General features: G+C 68.9%; 9 protein-coding genes. 5 read left to right on the top strand and 4 right to left on the bottom strand.

Annotated features, from left to right (window positions below):
- The first annotated feature begins 567 nt into the window (after positions 1-567).
- The 5 genes from ACFW6D_RS24425 (at position 568) to ACFW6D_RS24405 (ending at position 11,238) form a co-directional block, all read left to right on the top strand.
- Complete coding sequence (locus ACFW6D_RS24425) at positions 568-3,624, top strand: DUF5691 domain-containing protein (RefSeq protein WP_379331738.1); 3,057 nt, start codon at positions 568-570, stop codon at positions 3,622-3,624.
- Positions 3,621-4,721: an AAA family ATPase gene (locus tag ACFW6D_RS24420; protein WP_379331736.1), complete on the top strand. Its 1,101-nt coding sequence runs from the start codon at positions 3,621-3,623 to the stop codon at positions 4,719-4,721. Before ACFW6D_RS24425 ends, ACFW6D_RS24420 begins: the two co-directional genes overlap by 4 nt.
- A gap of 48 nt (positions 4,722-4,769) precedes the next feature.
- Entirely contained in the window at positions 4,770-7,301 is a 2,532-nt protein-coding gene (locus tag ACFW6D_RS24415) for a DUF5682 family protein (protein WP_379331734.1), read from the top strand.
- Positions 7,302-7,542: 241 nt separating this feature from the next.
- Positions 7,543-8,706, top strand: coding sequence for a VWA domain-containing protein (locus ACFW6D_RS24410; RefSeq protein ID WP_379331732.1), 1,164 nt, complete (start codon positions 7,543-7,545; stop codon positions 8,704-8,706).
- 312 nt (positions 8,707-9,018) lie between these two features.
- Positions 9,019-11,238, top strand: a complete 2,220-nt coding sequence (locus tag ACFW6D_RS24405; protein WP_379331730.1) for an ADP-ribosylglycohydrolase family protein — start codon at positions 9,019-9,021, stop codon at positions 11,236-11,238.
- Between the two features lie 90 nt (positions 11,239-11,328).
- Here the strand turns inward: ACFW6D_RS24405 and ACFW6D_RS24400 are convergent, their stop codons facing one another.
- The 4 genes from ACFW6D_RS24400 to ACFW6D_RS24385 form a co-directional block, all read right to left on the bottom strand.
- On the bottom strand, positions 11,329-13,848 hold the full coding sequence (locus ACFW6D_RS24400) for an ABC transporter permease (RefSeq protein WP_379331889.1): 2,520 nt from the start codon (positions 13,846-13,848) through the stop codon (positions 11,329-11,331).
- A gap of 59 nt (positions 13,849-13,907) precedes the next feature.
- Positions 13,908-14,678, bottom strand: coding sequence for an ABC transporter ATP-binding protein (locus tag ACFW6D_RS24395; RefSeq protein ID WP_379331728.1), 771 nt, complete (start codon positions 14,676-14,678; stop codon positions 13,908-13,910).
- 109 nt (positions 14,679-14,787) lie between these two features.
- Complete coding sequence (locus tag ACFW6D_RS24390) at positions 14,788-15,702, bottom strand: hydroxymethylglutaryl-CoA lyase (RefSeq protein WP_379331726.1); 915 nt, start codon at positions 15,700-15,702, stop codon at positions 14,788-14,790.
- A gap of 163 nt (positions 15,703-15,865) precedes the next feature.
- On the bottom strand, positions 15,866-17,077 hold the full coding sequence (locus ACFW6D_RS24385; protein ID WP_379331723.1) for a CaiB/BaiF CoA transferase family protein: 1,212 nt from the start codon (positions 17,075-17,077) through the stop codon (positions 15,866-15,868).
- Between the last annotated feature and the right edge of the window lie 292 nt (positions 17,078-17,369).

The following is a 17,369-nucleotide window of genomic DNA, read 5'->3' as shown; positions in this document are numbered from 1 at the left end:
ACGGTGATCGACCGCAGAAAGACCCCGGTATCACCGGAATCCGTTGCGGCCGAGTCACCGTCGACAGCTGTGAGCGCGGCAAGCACGCACTCGGCGACCCGTTCCTCCACTACCGGGTCGGCGGCGAGCTCGCGCGCGACCACCTCGGCGATCCGATCCGAGCACACTGGCGACATCCCCCTTCGCGTCGGCGCGCAACGCGGCGATCCTGGTGGAAACGCTACCCGATCGCCGGATGTTCGCCCAGGGGATGCGCAGGGCCTCAGCGAATCTGCCCGCGGGAGTGGAATGGCCATCGTGGAACCGCGCGGGCCCTCGATGTCCACCCCTCGCCCACCCCGGCGGGCAGCTCGATGAGGTGTTCACACCCGCGTTACGCTGCGTCGAGCAGCGCGGGCGGTCCGGGCGGTGCCGAACAGGTCAGAATGCCAGATATCACCGTTCGCAGCAAGAGCTGGAGCACGAAATTCCCACAGCACCAGCATTTTCCAGCAACTTCGCCGCCACGACCGTTAGTTGTCGGTGGGTTGCGGTAGATATTTCGGCGAACAGAGAACGGGGGAACCGATGACCGAGCAACGCACGCCGTGGACCGAGGACCAGGTCCGTGCGCTCGCGCCCGACGCGAGTTCGCTGGCTGCCGCACGCAAGCTGGCAGGTCGCTGGCGCGACACCGGTACCGCGGGCAATGCGGTGTGGGGGCTGTGCCAGGGCAGTGGAGCCAAGCCGTATCAGGCGATCGTGGATCTGGACGGTCCCGCGTACAAGTGCTCGTGCCCGAGCCGCAAGTTCCCTTGTAAGCACACGTTGTCGCTGCTGCTCACCTGGTCGAGCGGCCAGACGCCGGTCCTGGACGCGCCCGCCGATTTCGCGGCCGAGTGGCTGGCCGGGCGGGCTGCGAAGGCCGCCGCGCCGCCGAAGGCCAAGGCCGCGAGCACGCCGTCGCAGGCGACTGTCGAGCAGCGGCGCACCCGTGTCGCCGCCGGGCTCACCGAACTGGAGGTCTGGCTGACCGACCAGATTCGGACCGGCCTTGCCCAGACCGACCGCTCGTTCGCCGCCTACGAGGCGATCGCGGCACGGATGGTCGATGCCCAGGCGCCCCGGATCGCCGAGATCCTGCGCAGGCTGCCCACCGCGGTCGTCACCACCGAGCACTGGCCCGAATTGCTGTTGCGCGAGTACGCCAAGCTGCACCTGCTCGTGCTGGCTCATCAGCGACTCGACGCGCTCCCCGAACCACTGCAAGCGGGAATTCGAACGCATATCGGCTATCCGATGACGGCCGAGTCGGTGCTGACCGAGCCCGCTGTCCGGGATCGCTGGCTGGTGCTCGGCATGCGGGCGAGTGAGGAGGAGCGGCTACACACGCGACGAACCTGGTTGCGCGGTCGCAGCAGCGGACGGTGGGCCCTGCTCATCGAACATTCCTTCGGCACACCGAATTTCACCGGTGAAGTTCCCGCACCCGGCAGTGAGGTCGATGCCGAACTGCACTACTACCCAGGGGCGGCATCCCTGCGCGCGCAATGGGGTACTCGCCACGGCGTACCCGAGCCGTTCACCACGATCCCCACCGTCGGCGGTACGACGATCGATGACGCGTTGGACGCCTATGCCGAGGCGCTGAGCAGCGATCCGTGGTTGCGCTCCTGGCCTGCGCTGCTGACCGACGTCGTTCCGGTGCTCGACGACAACGGCTGGCAGCTCGTCGCCGCTGACGGAACCTCGCTACCGCTGCCTGCCGGCGCGCGCCCGTGGCGGTTGATCGCGGTCGCGGGCGGTCATCCGGTGACGGTGTGCGGCGAGTGGCGAGCCGACGGTTTCGATCCGATCTCGGTCTTCTTCGCGGGCGAGGTGAGCGACCTGGAAACCGATTTCCCCACCGAGACCCAGCCGACTCCCGCACTGGCCGAACTGGTTTCGGTAGCGCTGCTCGGCACGGCCCGCCGCAGCGCCGACGGTGTGCACCTCGACTCCGCGGTCGCCACCGCTGTCCCGCAGCACGCGGGCGAACCTGCTACCCGACTCCTCCACACCGCCGCGCTCCAGGATCTGTACGTGCGCGGCGGACAACTTCCCCGTACCGCGTCGAAACCTGAACCTGCCGTGGACGATCCGCGTCCGCTCCTGCCGCGCCCCGCTGCTGATCGGTTGAGCCGTCTACTCGCGGGCAAGTCGCCGTTCCTGCCCGAATGGTTCGCCGCAGCAGCACCCTTCGACTTCCGGCTGCCCGATGTGCTGTGCGTCCAGGCGCTGTCCGCGGCCTCCGACACCGCCCTGCGAGGGTCGCTGCTGCGCCTGGCAGGCCGTCGCGGCCGCTGGCTCGCCGCCCGCAACCCAGCGTGGTCGAAGCTCGTCGACGAGTTTCCCAGCGAGACATCCGCATTGCGGGCGGCGGGACCGAGTCCGGTCGCGACCACGGGCGCCGCGCAGGGCCGTGGGCCCAGCGCGGACGTTGCATCGGGCCCGAGGTCCGGCAAGAACGCAGGCCCCGAACCGAGTGCGGGTACCGACGCCGGGCTGGGCGACGTGCCGAGCACAGATCCCAGCCAAGGGGCCGACGACGCGGCGGGCGCGAAGGTGGCACACGATGTGTGGCTGTTCGGGACATCCTGGGAACGCAAGGACTGGTTCGCGCGCACCCGCCGGGCGGATCCGGCCGCGGCCCTTGCCGTGCTGACAGCGGCATGGCCGAAGGAATCCGGACCGGTCAAGGCAGAGCTGCTGGCGTTGCTCGCCGACGGGCTCAGTTCGGCGGACGAACCTCTGCTCGAGCGCGCCCTCGACGATCGGCGCGGAGATGTCCGGCGCACCGCGACCACGCTGTTGAATCAGCTCCCGGACGCCGCGTTCGGGCGTCGGATGGCGGCGCTGGTGGCGTCGTGGATTCGGGTCGCCGACGACGGCACCGTCGAGGTGACGGTGCCCACGGAACTCGACGCGCAGGCCCGGCGCGACGGCATCACCGATGCGACCGATCAGGCGAAACTGCGCTGGGACACCCCTGATTCGACGATCACGACCCTGCACCAGGCGATCGCCGCGACGCCGCTCACAGCGTGGGCGCCGATCGTGCACGCCACCGACGACAAGGTCGCGACCACCGCGTTGACCCTGTCCCTGCCGCCGCGCTACGCCAAGGCGATCGTGGACGGCTGGGTCGATGCCACGCTCGCCCAGCACGACACCGGCTGGGCCCGTGCGCTGTTCGCCCACGCGACCCCGACCGAGCAGGCGGTGCTGCGGCGCCGCGAACTGTTCACCCTGCTCGATGCCGCCGACCGGATCGAGCACGTGCTCGACCTCGACGCACACCAGCTCAACGAACTGCACGCGATCCTGCCCGGCCTCGATCACCCCTGGCCGGAACAGGTGGCCGCCCACGTGTTGCGCCTGCTCGCCGATCGTGCCCGCACCACCGCGCGGCAGCCGCACGCCAGTGCGGGCGTGTATACCGACCGGGCGCTGCTCACCGCGGCGAGCGTCCACCTGCCCGTCGGGCTGGCCGCACGCGTCACCGCGCTGGCCGACACCACCGACGACCCCGCCTGGCAACAGGCTTTCCACCGACTCGCCCACGATCTCACCGACCGTGCCACCATGCTCGAGGAGCTGCGATGACCACCACCGAACCGTCCACCACCCTGCTTCGCCCGCACGCCGAACAGGCCTTCGCCGACGAGTTGGCCGCCCTGGCCCGCGTCGACGACCGCGGGCGCCCGCCATCCTGGAAGCTGTCCCCGTGGGCGGTGGTCACCTACATCCTGGGTGGCACGCTCGACGACGGCACCGTGATCACGCCCAAATACGTCGGACCGCGCAGGCTGATGGAGGTCGCCGTCGCGACGCTGGCCACCGACCGGGCGCTGCTGCTACTCGGTGTGCCCGGCACCGCGAAAACCTGGGTCTCGGAACATCTCTCGGCCGCGATCAGTGGCGAGTCGACCCTGCTCGTGCAGGGCACGTCCGGCACCGCCGAGGAGGCGATCCGCTACGGCTGGAACTACGCCCGCCTGCTCGCCGAGGGACCGAGCGATGCCGCTCTGGTCGCGTCACCGGTGATGACCGCTATGCGCACCGGCGCCATCGCCCGCATCGAAGAGCTCACCCGCATCCCCTCCGATGTGCAGGACGCGCTCATCACCATCCTCTCCGAGAAGACCCTTCCGGTCCCCGAACTCGGCGGAGAAGTCCAGGCGGCCAAGGGCTTCAACGTGATCGCCACCGCCAACGATCGCGACCGTGGCGTGAACGACCTGTCCTCGGCTCTGCGCCGCCGCTTCAACACCGTGGTGTTGCCGCTGCCCGCCGACGAGGACTCCGAGGTCGCCATCGTGAGCCGTCGCGTCGAACAGCTCGGCGCCGCACTGGAATTGCCGACCGTCCCCGCCGCCGCCGAGGAAGTCCGCCGGGTGGTGCAGGTCTTCCGCGAACTGCGCTCCGGCATCACCGCCGACGGCCGCACCAAACTGAAATCCCCCTCGGGCACCCTGTCCACCGCGGAAGCGATCTCGGTGATCACCAACGGCCTAGCCCTGTCCGCCCACTTCGGCGACGGCGTCCTACGCGCCTCCGACATCGCAGGCGCCGTCCTCGGCTCGGTGATCAAAGACCCGGTGGCCGACACCGTCGTCTGGACCGAATACCTCGAGGCCGTAGTCCGCGAACGCCCCGACTGGGCCGACTTCTACCGAGCCTGCCGCGAAATCGCCGGCTGACCCCCACTGCCGGGGAGGACGGACCACACAGCACACATGGGGATTTCGATGAGTGAACAAAGCGGCGGCGACCGCTCAACGCCAGACGCCGCCATACCGACCGTTCAGACGGGCGATGACGGCTCGGGTGACACTCCGGTGACGCGGGTCTTCGGCATTCGGCACCATGGGCCGGGGTCGGCGCGCTCGCTGCGCCATGCACTCGAGGAGTTCCGGCCCGACGCCATTCTCATCGAGGGCCCTTCCGACGCCGATCCGCTCGTCGGGTTCGTCGCGGCCGACACGATGACTCCACCGGTCGCGCTGCTCGCCTACGTCCCGGATTCACCTGCGCGCGCGGCATTCTGGCCGTTCGCCGTGTTCTCCCCGGAGTGGCAGGCCATGCGCTACGGCGTCGACCATTCCGTCCCGGTCCGCTTCTGCGACCTCCCCGCAGCGAACGTCCTCGCCGCCGAGGACGACGCCCGCGGCGCAGGCTCGGACCCCCTGGCCGCCCTCGCCTCGGCCGCAGGCTACGACGATGCCGAACGCTGGTGGGACGCCGTCGTCGAATCCGTCCCCGACAGTGCGGCTTTCGACGCCATCACCGAAGCGATGGCGGCCCTCCGCGAGGACGCAGCACACACCGCTCCGGACGCGTCGCAACCGGAAGACCGCATAACACCCCAGGCAGACGATGCGACACAGCCTGACCCGCCCGCGCCCGGCGTCGTGGCACAGCCCGGTGACGCACCGACCCATCTATCAGCGCGGCCGAGCGGTACGGCTGAGACGGCCGTTCCGACACCGGCCGACGAGCCAGTGCTGACGGAGAAGTCCCCGGCAGCAACAGGATTCGAGGCCTTACCGTCCGCGGATCGACCGGACGCCGCGATCGCACCGCTGATCGTCGACCAGCACACCCTGGTCCGCGAGGCGCACATGCGCCAAGTGATGCGGCAGGTCCTCAAGGGTGGGGCGAAGCGGTTGGCCGTGGTGTGTGGCGCTTGGCATGCGCCCGCACTGGTCGAACCACTCGGCCCGGCCGCTCCGGATATGCGACTGCTCAAGGGGCTACCGAAGACGAAGGCGGCATTGACCTGGGTGCCGTGGACGCACTCGCGGCTGGCTGCGGGCTCGGGATACGGGGCGGGCGTTACCTCGCCTGGCTGGTATCACCACCTGTTCACCGAGACCGAGCGGCCGGTGGCGCGCTGGCTGACCAAGGTCGCCGGCGTGCTGCGCAGGCACGATCTGCCGGTGTCGAGCGCGCACATCATCGAGGCGGTGCGTCTGGCGGACACGCTCGCGGCATTGCGCGGCAGACCGCTGGCGGGGTTGTCCGAAGTCACCGAGGCGGTCCGGTCGGTGATGTGTGGTGGCGACGAGACCATGCTGCGGCTCGTCATCGATGAACTCGTGGTCGGCGAAACGCTCGGCGGCGTCCCCGAGGACACTCCGACGGTCCCCCTGGCCGCCGATCTACGGGCGCGCAGCAAGACCCTGCGACTCAAACAGGAAGCGCTCGCCCGCAATATCGACCTCGACCTGCGCAAGGAGCGCGACGTCGAACGCTCGCACCTGCTGCACCGCTTGCGCCTACTCGGAATCGACTGGGGCACTCCGACACTCGGCGAGGTGCGCAGCACCGGCACTTTCCGGGAGACCTGGACCCTGCGCTGGGAACCGGAATTCGAGGTCCGCATCGTCGAAGCCGCGATCTGGGGCACCACTCTGCGCACCGCCGCGGAGACCAAGATCCTCGACACCGCGAGCCGCGACGATGTCACCGTCACCGCTCTCGCCGATGCCCTGGAAATGGCACTGCTCGCCGACCTCGGCGGTGCCACCGACGGTTTGATCACCAGGCTCGAAGCGGCGGCCGCGCTCGACCACGACGTCACCCACCTGCTCGGCGCCCTCCCCGGCCTGACCCGCACCCTGCGCTACGGCGACGTCCGTGGCACCGACACCAAGGCACTCGTCCACGTGGCCGACGGCCTGCTGGTGCGGATCTGCGCGGGCCTACCCGGCGCCGTCACCGGCCTCGACACCGACGCCGCCGTGGCCCTGCGCACCCAGATCGACGCCGCGCACACCGCCATCAGCACTCGCGACGACGAGCACGCCACCGCCGAATGGCCGGCGACCCTGCAGCGCATCGCCGACCGCGACGACGTGCACGGCGCGATCGGCGGCCGCGCGGTGCGCCTGCTCTGCGACGCCGAACGCATCGACGACGTCGAGTCCGCCCGCCGCCTCGCCGCCGCCCTGTCCATCGGCAACACCCCCGCCGCCAAAGCCGCCTGGATCGACGGCTTCCTCGGCGGACGCGGCCTACTCCTCGTCCACGATCGAGAGTTGCTGCGCCGCATCGACGAATGGCTCCGCGACCTCAACGAAGACCAGTTCGTCGCCACCCTCCCCCTGCTGCGCCGCACCTTCGGCTCCTTCGAGTCCGGCGAACGCCGAGCCATCAGCCAGGCTCTACGCGACACCGGCACCGCACCGACCGCCGCCGACACCCCCACCGCCATCGATCCGATTCGCGGACAACTAGCACTGCGCGCAGCGACCGCGATCCTCGGGGCGGCAGGGTGACCCACTTCAGCAGGCGTCGCACGCCGAACCAGTCGCATCGAGCCCCGCGTGCGCTCGGCTCGCACGACGAGCCGCGGCCGGGCCCGGCGCGACATCAGATCCACAGGTCACACGCCTGCGCCGTGATGCCGCGATGCGGATGCCCACCGCGAGTCGCGGACGGCGCGATCGTCACGGACACCGCCCCCGCCGGCCTCGCGCCTGCGCATCCAGATCTCTCGCTCGACTACCAGGAGCACCGATGACCGCACCCGACGAAACCCAGTCGCGCCGTTGGCGTCTCGTACTCGGCACTGCCGCCGAGGAGCAGCTCGGCGGCTTGAGCTCCGGTGCCGATCAGGCGATGGACCAGGCACTGTCAGCCCTCTACAACACCGGCGAAGCCGGCGGCACGACGAAAAGGTCCGGCGGACTGGGCAGTTCAGCTCCTCGCGTCGCCCGCTGGCTCGGCGACATCCGCAACTACTTCCCCGCGACCGTTGTCGAGGTGATGCAGCGCGACGCCGTCGACCGCCTGAACCTCACCCAACTACTGCTGGAACCCGAGCTGCTGGAATCGGTGGAACCCGACGTGCACCTGGTGGGAACCCTGCTCAGCCTCAACAGCGTGATGCCCGAAACCACCAAGGCCACCGCGCGCATGGTGGTCGAGAAGGTGGTGCGCGAGATCGAGCAGCGCATCGCCGCCAAGACCGTGGCCGCGGTCTCGGGCGCGATCAACCGGGCCGCGCGCACCCATCGCCCGAAACTGCGCGACATCGATTTCAACCGGACCATCCGCAAGAATCTCGCCAACTACCTGCCCGAACACCGCACCATCGTGCCCGAACGGCTCGTCGGCTACGGCCGCAAGTCGCAGTCGATCCAGCGCGATGTGGTCCTTGCCATCGACCAATCCGGTTCGATGGCGGCCAGCGTCGTCTACGCCTCGGTCTTCGGCGCTGTGCTGGCCTCCATGCGGTCGCTGAAGACCTCGCTGGTCGTGTTCGACACCGAGATCGTCGACCTCACCGATCAACTCAGCGATCCGGTCGACGTCCTGTTCGGCACCCAGCTCGGCGGCGGCACCGACATCAATCGGGCCATCGCCTACTCGCAAACCCTGATCACCCGCCCCACCGACAGCCTGTTCGTGCTCATCTCCGACCTCTACGAAGGCGGCGTGCGCAACGAGATGCTGCGCCGCTGCAATGCGATGAAGGAGGCGGGCGTCCAGGTGGTCGTGCTGCTCGCCCTCTCCGACGAGGGCGCCCCGGCCTACGACCACGACAACGCCGCGGCCCTGGCAGCCCTCGGCATCCCCGCCTTCGCCTGCACCCCGGACAAGTTCCCCGACTTACTGGCGACCGCCCTGGACCGCGGCGACATCACCCGCTGGGCCGACACCCGCGCCCCGGCGGTGTAACCGCGACATCCGATGGCCGACCCCGCGCCGTCAGCAGAGCCCGATCCGATAGCACTGGGTACCCGACTTCGCCGCGACGGGCCGCGCTGCCCGCCGGCGTCGGGCCGACCAGCCCGCGATCCGCCGGTGAGGTAACGCGAGTCGTCGACGCCGCGGTCGCTCACCGGTGGGAGGACTCGCCTCGGCCTCGGCCCGCGCGAACACGACCGCCGCGGCGGCTCTCACTGGCGACCGGTGCGTGGGACTCGGGAGCGTTCAGCGCCGCCGCCCACTAGGCTGCGAACGATCGGGTTCGTTGGACGGGGTGAGGCGATGTTGCGGCGCGGGGCGGTGTTCGCCGGTTTCGTCATCGAACGAGAGCTGGGACGCGGCGGCATGGGTGCGGTGTACGCGGCGCGTGACCGCAGGTTGCCGCGGCTCACCGCGTTGAAGTTGATGCACCGAGACCTGTTCTCCGACTTCGAGATCCGGTCCAGGTTCGAACGCGAAGCCGACCTGATCGCCCAGCTCGACCACCCCAACATCATCACCGTCTACGACCGTGGCATCGACGAGGAACGTCTCTGGATATCGATGCAGTTCGTCGACGGCACGGATGCCTCTGCGGTTCCGGTGTCGCAGTTCGGGAACGAGCGGATCGCCCAGATCGTCACCCAGACCGCGAGCGCGCTGGACTACGCCCACCGCCAGGGTGTGCTGCACCGCGACGTGAAGCCCGCCAACATCCTTCTCTCACACACCGCGGGCGTCGGCGCGGGTTTCGACGAACGAGTCGTGCTCACCGACTTCGGCATCGCGAAACTCCTCGACGACACCGGCGGCCTCACCCGCACCGGCCAGTTCACCGCCACCATCGCCTACGCCTCCCCCGAACAACTCACCAGCGCCCCGCTCGACGGTCGCAGCGACCAATATTCCTTGGCCTGCACCGTCTTTCGCCTGCTCATCGGCACCGGACCCTACGACGCCCCCAACCCGGCCACGGTCATGCTCGGCCACCTCAACGCCCCGCCCCCGCCGGCGAGCGCCCGCCGCAGCAATCTGCCGACCACCGTCGACGCCGTCCTCGCCAAAGCCATGGCCAAGGACCCGAACCACCGTTTCCACACCTGTGCCGACTTCGCCGCCGCCCTCACCGACGCCCTGCGCCATCACCCGCGAACCAACTCCCAGCAGGCAGTGCCCGCCTCCGCCGACAACTCTCGCCATTCCGCGCCGACCGTTGCCCCGCGGCGACACGACCCGACCGCCCTTCGCAATCCCACGGCGGAGCCGGAAAGCCACGCGCCCAGCGGTACTCGGTCCGAAACGGCAGCCGGGTCACGAGACCAGTGGCGGTCGGCGGTTCGCGACGGCGAACCAGGCAAGGCCGCGCGCACCGCGATGGCCGCATCGACGTGGGCAGAACGGGTGAGCGGGTGCCTACTCGGCGGGGCGATCGGCGACGCGCTCGGCGCACCGGTGGAAGCCAGCACCCTGCAGCAGATTCGCGACGAGCACGGGCACCTCGGGTTAGGCGACAACGCCGATCACCTGCAGATCTCGGAGGAAACCCAGCTGACGGCGTTCACGGTGGAGGCTTTGATCCGTGGCTCGGTGCGGGCGCGGGCGAAGGGAACCGGTGGGGCGACACTGGGTTTGCTGCAGCAGGGGATGCTGGTGTGGTTGCGCGGGCAGGTGCGCGAGATACCCGATCAGCCGATCGCTCTCCACAGTTCACTCGCCGACCATCCCGAACTCACCGAACAGCGCGGTGTGGCGGTCTCGGTGCACGCCGCGCTCCGTGCGGCGGCCGAGCGCCGGGATCCGACGAACCCGCTTGGCACCCGTGATCGGCCGATCAACAGTTCCAAGGGCAGCGGGGCGGTGATGCGGGCCTCGCCGTGCGGATTCGGCTACGCCGCGGATCGGGGCGTATCCGCGCTCACCGCCATCTTCGAACTGGGCTGTGACGCAGCCACACTCACCCACGGTCACCCCAGCGGCTGGCTGCCCGCCGGCGTCCTCGCCGCACTGGTGTATCAGGCCACGCGCGGCATCGACACCATGACCGCGCTCGATCGGGCGCGCGCCGAGCTGGCGAATTACCCGCACCACGAGGAAACCGCCGCCGCGCTGGAAGCAGCGATCGGGCTGGCCGCCCGCACCTGCAGGCCGGGTCGTAAACCCCGGCCTGAGGACCTCGAAACGCTCGGCCAGGGTTGGATCGCCCCCGAAGCTCTCGCCATCGCCGTCTTCACGGTGCTGGCCGCGGAGTCCGTCGGCGGGCCCGACCACCTCATCGTCCGCAACGGACTTCTGTTGTCGGTCAACCATTCCGGTGACAGCGACGCCACCGGTTCGATCGCGGGCAGCCTGCTCGGCGCGCGCTACGGCCGCACGGCCCTTCCCCACCGCTGGTCGCACACCGTCGACGCCCGCCCGGTCCTCGACCGGCTCGCGACCGACTACTGCACCGAATTCGGCCTCACGCCACCGCGAGACGAGTCCGGACAGCCCACCAAGACCTGGTTCGACCGCTACCCCGCCTGAAAAGAACCGGCGTAATCACACACTTCGCCTCCACCCAGTCAGAATTCTGACTGGAAGACAACGAAGTGCGCGATTACGCCGGTCTCGGAACTACAGGTCCGCGATTGCCGCCAGCGGAGGCGTCCGCGCGGCCCGCACCCCCGGCCACACCGCGGCCAGCACACCAACCACACCCGAGGCGATCAGCACGATCACCAGCTGCGACCACGGAATGGTGATCTGGTCGATGCCCATATCGCGCAGGGTGCGCAGGAATCCGACGCCCAGTGCGATGCCGAGCAGTAGGCCCACGATCGCGCCGAAGATGGCGATCAGCATGGATTCCAGGTAGATCGTGCGCCGCACCTGGGCGCGCTGGGTACCCACCGCACGCAGCATGCCGATCTCGCGCCGACGCTCCACCACCGACAGCGCCAGGGTGTTGATGATCCCGAGGACCGCGATCACCACGGCCAGGGCGAGCAGCCCGTAGAGGATGGCCAGCAGGGTGTCGATCTGCTTGCCCTGTGCGCCCTTGAATTCCTCGTGGTCCTGGACCTGGACCACCACGAACGGTTCGGTCGCCTTCTCCAGATTCGCCCGCATCGCGGTGAGATCCGCGCCCGGGGCGGCCTTGACCAGCACAAAGATATTGGTGCGCAAGGCCTGTGGCATCAGCTGCTCGTAGACGCCGGGATCGACGACCATCGGACCGAGCAGCTGCGAGTCGGCGTAGACACCGGCGACGGTGAGCTCGAGCTTCTTCTTGTCGAGGCTGGTGATGGCGACCTTGTCACCGAGTTTCCACCCGTGCTCGGCGGCCTCGGTCTCACTGACGAGCGCCCCACCAGCGGGGATGGTGCTGGTGCCGCTGAGCATGTCGATGTCCATCACCGGGTCGATCGGACCATCCGGTGACGTGGCGCCGAGCTGATCGTCACCGATCTTGAACGCGACGACCCGGATCCCGGTGACATCGCTGACCCCCGGCACCTCGGTGCGCACGGCGTCCACCGCACCGATCGGCGCACCGATCATCTGCGGACCGGCGAGCACGTATTCGGCCTTCACGCCCTTGTCGATCAGCGCGCCGACACTGGTTTTCGCCGAAGCGCCGAGGATGCCGATCGCCGAGACCAGCATGAGTCCGAGCGTGAGCGCGAACGCGGTGGCGGCGGTGCGGCGCGGGTTGCGCGTGGCATTGTTGCGCGCCATCTGCCCGATCGGGCCGAACGGCCTGGTGAGCACTCCGAGCACGGCCACCATCGGCCGCGACAACGCGGGCGAAGCCAGCAGCACCGCCAGAATCAACCCGAGCGCACCGACGCCGACGGTCACCGCCGAGCCCTTGCCGGTCCCCTGCGCACCGACGTACACGAGCACCCCACCGGCCACGGCCATGACCGCACCGATGATCGTGCGCAGCCGCAAAGAGTCACCCGCACTGGCGAATTCGGAGCGCATCGCTTCCACCGGCGGCACCTTCGCGGCACGTCGAGCGGGGGCATAGGCGCTGGCCACGGTGACGATCAGACCCACGAGCAGCGCGATGATCGCGGTCCGCGGCAGCACCGTCAGCGACCCGGTCGGCAGTCCGAGATCGAAAGCGTTGAGCAACACCGACAACCCGTAGGCCAACCCGATACCGGCGGCCAGTCCGAGCACGCTGCCGATCAGGCCGATCACGATGGCCTCACCGACCACCGACCGCCCGACCTGCTGACGACTCGCCCCGATCGCCCGCAGCAACGCGAGTTCGCGCAACCGCTGGGCCACGATCATCGAGAAGGTGTTGTAGATGATGAACGTGCCCACGATCAGCGCGATCGCGCCGAAGGCGAGCAGGAAGTAGTTGATGAAGGTGAGCGCCTCGGAGATCTCCTTCTTCATGTCCTCGCGGACCTCGTCGGAGTTCTGCACCTTGTAGTCGGGCAGCCCGGCGGCGAGCTGATCGCGCAGGTCATCGGCCGAAACACCGGGTGCCGCCGCGATATCGGCGTAGGCCACGTGCGAGCCGTCGGTGAACAGCTTGCGGCCCTGCGGCTCGGTGAACATCACCGCGACCACCCCGCCGCCCTCCGCACCGGGCATCTCGTAGATGCCGGACAGGGTCACCTCGAACGGTTCGCCCTTGGACGGAATCAGCACCTTGGTCTTGTCGCCGACCTTCAGCCCGGCCTTCTCGGCGCCACCGGTATTGAGCGCGATGTCGGTCGGCTGGGTGGGCGGGGCGCCCGCCACGAACTTGTCGGGCTCCTCGACGGACTTCTCCGGCGGCAGGTAGGACAGGCCGAAACTCGGTGCGCCACCGGTCTGTACGGCCTTCTTGCCGTCGGGCTCGAGCAGCACGACCGGGCCGTTCACGGCGGGCGCGACCCGGGCGACGCCCTCGTGTTTGGCCAATGCGTCGACGATATTCGTTGGCACGCCGAGTGATTGGCGAGCCGACGGGCCGACGCGCACATCGACACCCTGGGCTTGGCCTTCGAAAATTCCGTCGAAGGTGCGCTGCAAAGTATCGGTGAAAACGAACGATCCGGAGATGAAGGCGGTACCGAGCACCACCGACAACAGGGTCAAAGCCAAGCGCACCTTGTGCGCGGCGAGGTTACGCAAGGCAACCTTGCGCATCGGCCCGCCCGCCACCCGGCCACCACCCCTCATCGAATCGCTGCGCGATGCTGTGTTCGTCATCGGGTTTCCAGCGCCTTCATCCGGTCGAGGATCGAATCCTGGGTGGGGTCACGCAACTCGTCGACGATGCGACCGTCGGCGAGGAACACGACGCGATCGGCGTACGCGGCCGCGCGCGGATCGTGGGTGACGATCACGACGGTCTGGTTGAACTCGTCGACCGAGGCACGCAGGATCGACAGCACCTCACCGGAGGAGTGGGAGTCCAGGTTGCCGGTCGGTTCGTCGCCGAAGATGATCTCCGGCTTGCCCACCAGCGCCCGCGCACACGCCACGCGCTGCTGCTGACCGCCCGACAGCTCGGAGGGCCGGTGCTCGAGGCGGTCGCCGAGGCCGAGGCGCTTGACCACAGTGTCGAGCCATTCCTGGTCGGCCTTGCGGCCCGCGATATCGAGCGGCAGGGTGATGTTCTCCAGCGCGGTGAGCGTCGGGACCAGGTTGAATGCCTGGAACACGAACCCGATCCGGTCGCGCCGCAGCGCCGTCATCTGCTTGTCGGACAGCCCCGTCAGCGCGGTGTCGCCGATGCGCACCTCGCCGGCGCTGGCACTGTCGAGCCCGGCCAGGCAGTGCATCAGCGTCGACTTGCCCGACCCCGACGGACCCATGATCGCGGTGAATTCGCCCTTCGCGAACTCAGCCGACACCCCGTCCAGGGCCTTGACCTGTGTATCTCCCGATCCGTACAGCTTGACCAGGTCAAGCGCGGCAGCCGCGGTGTCGGAGTCGGCCAGGGGCGCGTCGGTCCCCTTGTCAAGCGATGTCATGGGGTCCAGTCTGTCTGGCCGCCAGCGGTCGCGCCATCCGGGATCCCCCCGATACCGCAGGTCTTACTGACCTCTCAGCGAACCCGACCACCAGTCGGACCCCACCGTCCTACCGGACGACCCACTCGAACGCGTCGGCCTCCGAGCGCGCGCCTTCCAGCGCACGCGAACGGTTGGGTTCGCCGAGATCGGCGAGAAGTTCCTCGGTCAGCCCGACCAGGCTCGCCAGCGTCGCCGGGGTGAACCAGTGCGGGCGGGTGGCGAAGAGGATGTCCTCGGAGGCGGTGTTGCCGCTGGCGCCGGGAGCGAACGGGCAGCCGCCGAGGCCGCCGAGGGCGCCGTCGACCATGGTGGCGCCCGCGGCGACAGCGGCGAGGGTGTTGGCCACGCCCATGCCCCAGGTGTCGTGACCGTGGAACACGATGCGCCGCGGCGGGGTGGTATCGCGGACGGCGGTGACCAACGCGCTCACCTGGCCGGGATGGGCCTGGCCGAGGGTGTCGGCGAGGACGATATCGGCGGCGCCTTCGGTGCGCGGATCGTTGGCGATAGCCAGGACACGTTCCGGGTCGACGGGCCCGTCGAACGGGCAGGTGAACGTGGTGGCAAGGCACAGCTGGATCTCGCCACCGGCATCGTGGGCGAGGCGGATGGCGTCGGGCATCGCGGCCACCGACGTCTCGGTGTCGCGGCCGATATTGGCCTTGTTGTGGGCATCCGACACCGAGAAGCAGTATTGGAAATTGCGCGCTCCGGCCGCCGCGGCCTTCTCGACGTGGCGCGGCGTGGCCACCCACACCCAGCATTTCGCCAGCTCGTCCGGGGTGAGCGCCGCGATCAACTCGAGCGAATTGGCCATCGGCGCAACAAGATCGGGCCGTGCCATCGAGCCGATCTCGAGCGCGGGCACACCGGCGGCCAGCAGCCTGCGCACCACGTCGATCTTCTGTTCGACCGGCAGCACCTTGCCGGTGAGCTGCAAACCGTCGCGCAGCGTCACATCCCGCAACAGCGGTGCGGTCATCGCCGCTGCTCCGGTTCCCGCGCAGGCACGCACATCACGCCACCGCACGGTTTGTCGCCCAGGCCTGCCGGGTTCGGATGAACCGTCGGACGCACATGTCCCGGACCGCGCGGCTCCCACTTGTTGCGCACCGGCGGGCGACGCCTGCCGTGTACTCGCCTCGTCACAGTGCCTCCAGCGCGTCGATCTGATCTTCACTCATCCCGAGCAGCCCGCCGAGCACTTCCCTGGTGTGCTCGCCGAGGTCGGGGCCGACATTGCGGATCGGCAGCGACTGCCCCCCGATCACCGGGACGATGCCGCCGAAACCCACCTGTTTGGGTTCGGCCTCGCCCACGTCGACGGGGAACGTCTGGATCATATTGCGCGCGCGGTACTGCTCGTCGGCCACGATGTCGGCGGCGGTGTAGATCGGGCCGCACGGGATGGCGGCGTCGTCGAGCAGTTTCAGTGCCTCTTCGCGAGTGTGCAGAATCGTCCACTCCGCGATCGAGGCGTCGAGGCGTTCGCGGTTGCGCCAACGGCCGTTGTTGTCGGCCAGTTCTGGGTCCTCAGCCAGGTCGGGACGGCCGATGACCTGCATGTATCGCTGGAAGATGGCGTCACCGTTGCCACCGATGATGATGGAGTAGCCGTCGCTGGTCGGATAGGCGTTCGACGGTGCGATGCCTTCCATCCGGCCGCCGACGCGCTCACGATTGATGCCGTAGGCGAGATGGTCCGGGATCAGCGATTCCATCACCGACAGGATCGACTCGTTGAGCGCGACATCGATGATCCGCTCCACCTGCGGCACCGGCCCGGCGACACGTTCGCGCTGGAACAGGGCCATCACGGTCCCGAACGCCGCGTAGATGCCCGCGATCGAATCACCGATCGACACCCCGGTACGCACCGGCGGCCGATCGGGATCACCCACCAGCTCACGCAGGCCGCCAACAGCCTCCGCTACCGCCGCGAATCCCGGCCGCTCCGCCATCGGCCCGGTCTGCCCGTACGCCGAGATCCGCGTGATCACCAGCTTCGGATTCACTTCCTCGAGCACCTCCGGCCCGAGCCCCCACTTCTCGAGCATCCCCGGCCGGAAGTTCTCCAACAGCACATCGCACTGCTTCACCAGATCCAGCACGACCGCACGGCCGCCCTCGGTCCGCAGATCCAGCACGATCGACTTCTTGTTGCGATTGACAGTCCGATACAGCATCGAGGTGTCACCCCCGTACAACCGCCAATTCCGCAATTCATCGCCCGTACCAGGGCGCTCCACCTTGATCACCTCGGCGCCGAAGTCGCCCAGAATACGTCCGGCAGTAGGAGCGGCAACATAATTACCGAGTTCCAGGACGCGAACACCGTCCAGGGGCCGAATACTCATACGCCCAGTATGGCGGGCGCCGCTCCCCCACTCCCAGCCACACCACACAACCCCAGATCCGCCATGACCACACTCCCAGCCACACCGCACACCCCAGATCCGCCATGACCGCACACCCAGCCACACCGCACACCCCAGATCCGCCATGACCGCACACCCAGCCACACCGCACACCCCAGATCCGCCATGACCGCACACCCAGCCACACCGCACACCCCAGATCCGCCATGACCGCACTCCCAGCCCCGCACCTGCGACCCCTAGGGAGCAGCGGCCACGCAGTGGCCGGTCG

The sequence above is a fragment of the Nocardia sp. NPDC058705 genome (genome assembly GCF_042749305.1).
Lineage (GTDB): Bacteria > Actinomycetota > Actinomycetes > Mycobacteriales > Mycobacteriaceae > Nocardia.
This window is presented reverse-complemented; position numbering and strand designations above follow the sequence as displayed.

Coding starts and splice junctions, on each gene's coding strand:
- ACFW6D_RS24400 (WP_379331889.1), bottom strand. CDS start 13,848: ATGCGCAAGGTTGCCTTGCGTAACCTCGCCGCGCACAAGGTGCGCTTG.
- ACFW6D_RS24415 (WP_379331734.1), top strand. CDS start 4,770: ATGAGTGAACAAAGCGGCGGCGACCGCTCAACGCCAGACGCCGCCATA.
- ACFW6D_RS24420 (WP_379331736.1), top strand. CDS start 3,621: ATGACCACCACCGAACCGTCCACCACCCTGCTTCGCCCGCACGCCGAA.
- ACFW6D_RS24425 (WP_379331738.1), top strand. CDS start 568: ATGACCGAGCAACGCACGCCGTGGACCGAGGACCAGGTCCGTGCGCTC.
- ACFW6D_RS24405 (WP_379331730.1), top strand. CDS start 9,019: ATGTTGCGGCGCGGGGCGGTGTTCGCCGGTTTCGTCATCGAACGAGAG.
- ACFW6D_RS24390 (WP_379331726.1), bottom strand. CDS start 15,702: ATGACCGCACCGCTGTTGCGGGATGTGACGCTGCGCGACGGTTTGCAG.
- ACFW6D_RS24385 (WP_379331723.1), bottom strand. CDS start 17,077: ATGAGTATTCGGCCCCTGGACGGTGTTCGCGTCCTGGAACTCGGTAAT.
- ACFW6D_RS24410 (WP_379331732.1), top strand. CDS start 7,543: ATGACCGCACCCGACGAAACCCAGTCGCGCCGTTGGCGTCTCGTACTC.
- ACFW6D_RS24395 (WP_379331728.1), bottom strand. CDS start 14,678: ATGACATCGCTTGACAAGGGGACCGACGCGCCCCTGGCCGACTCCGAC.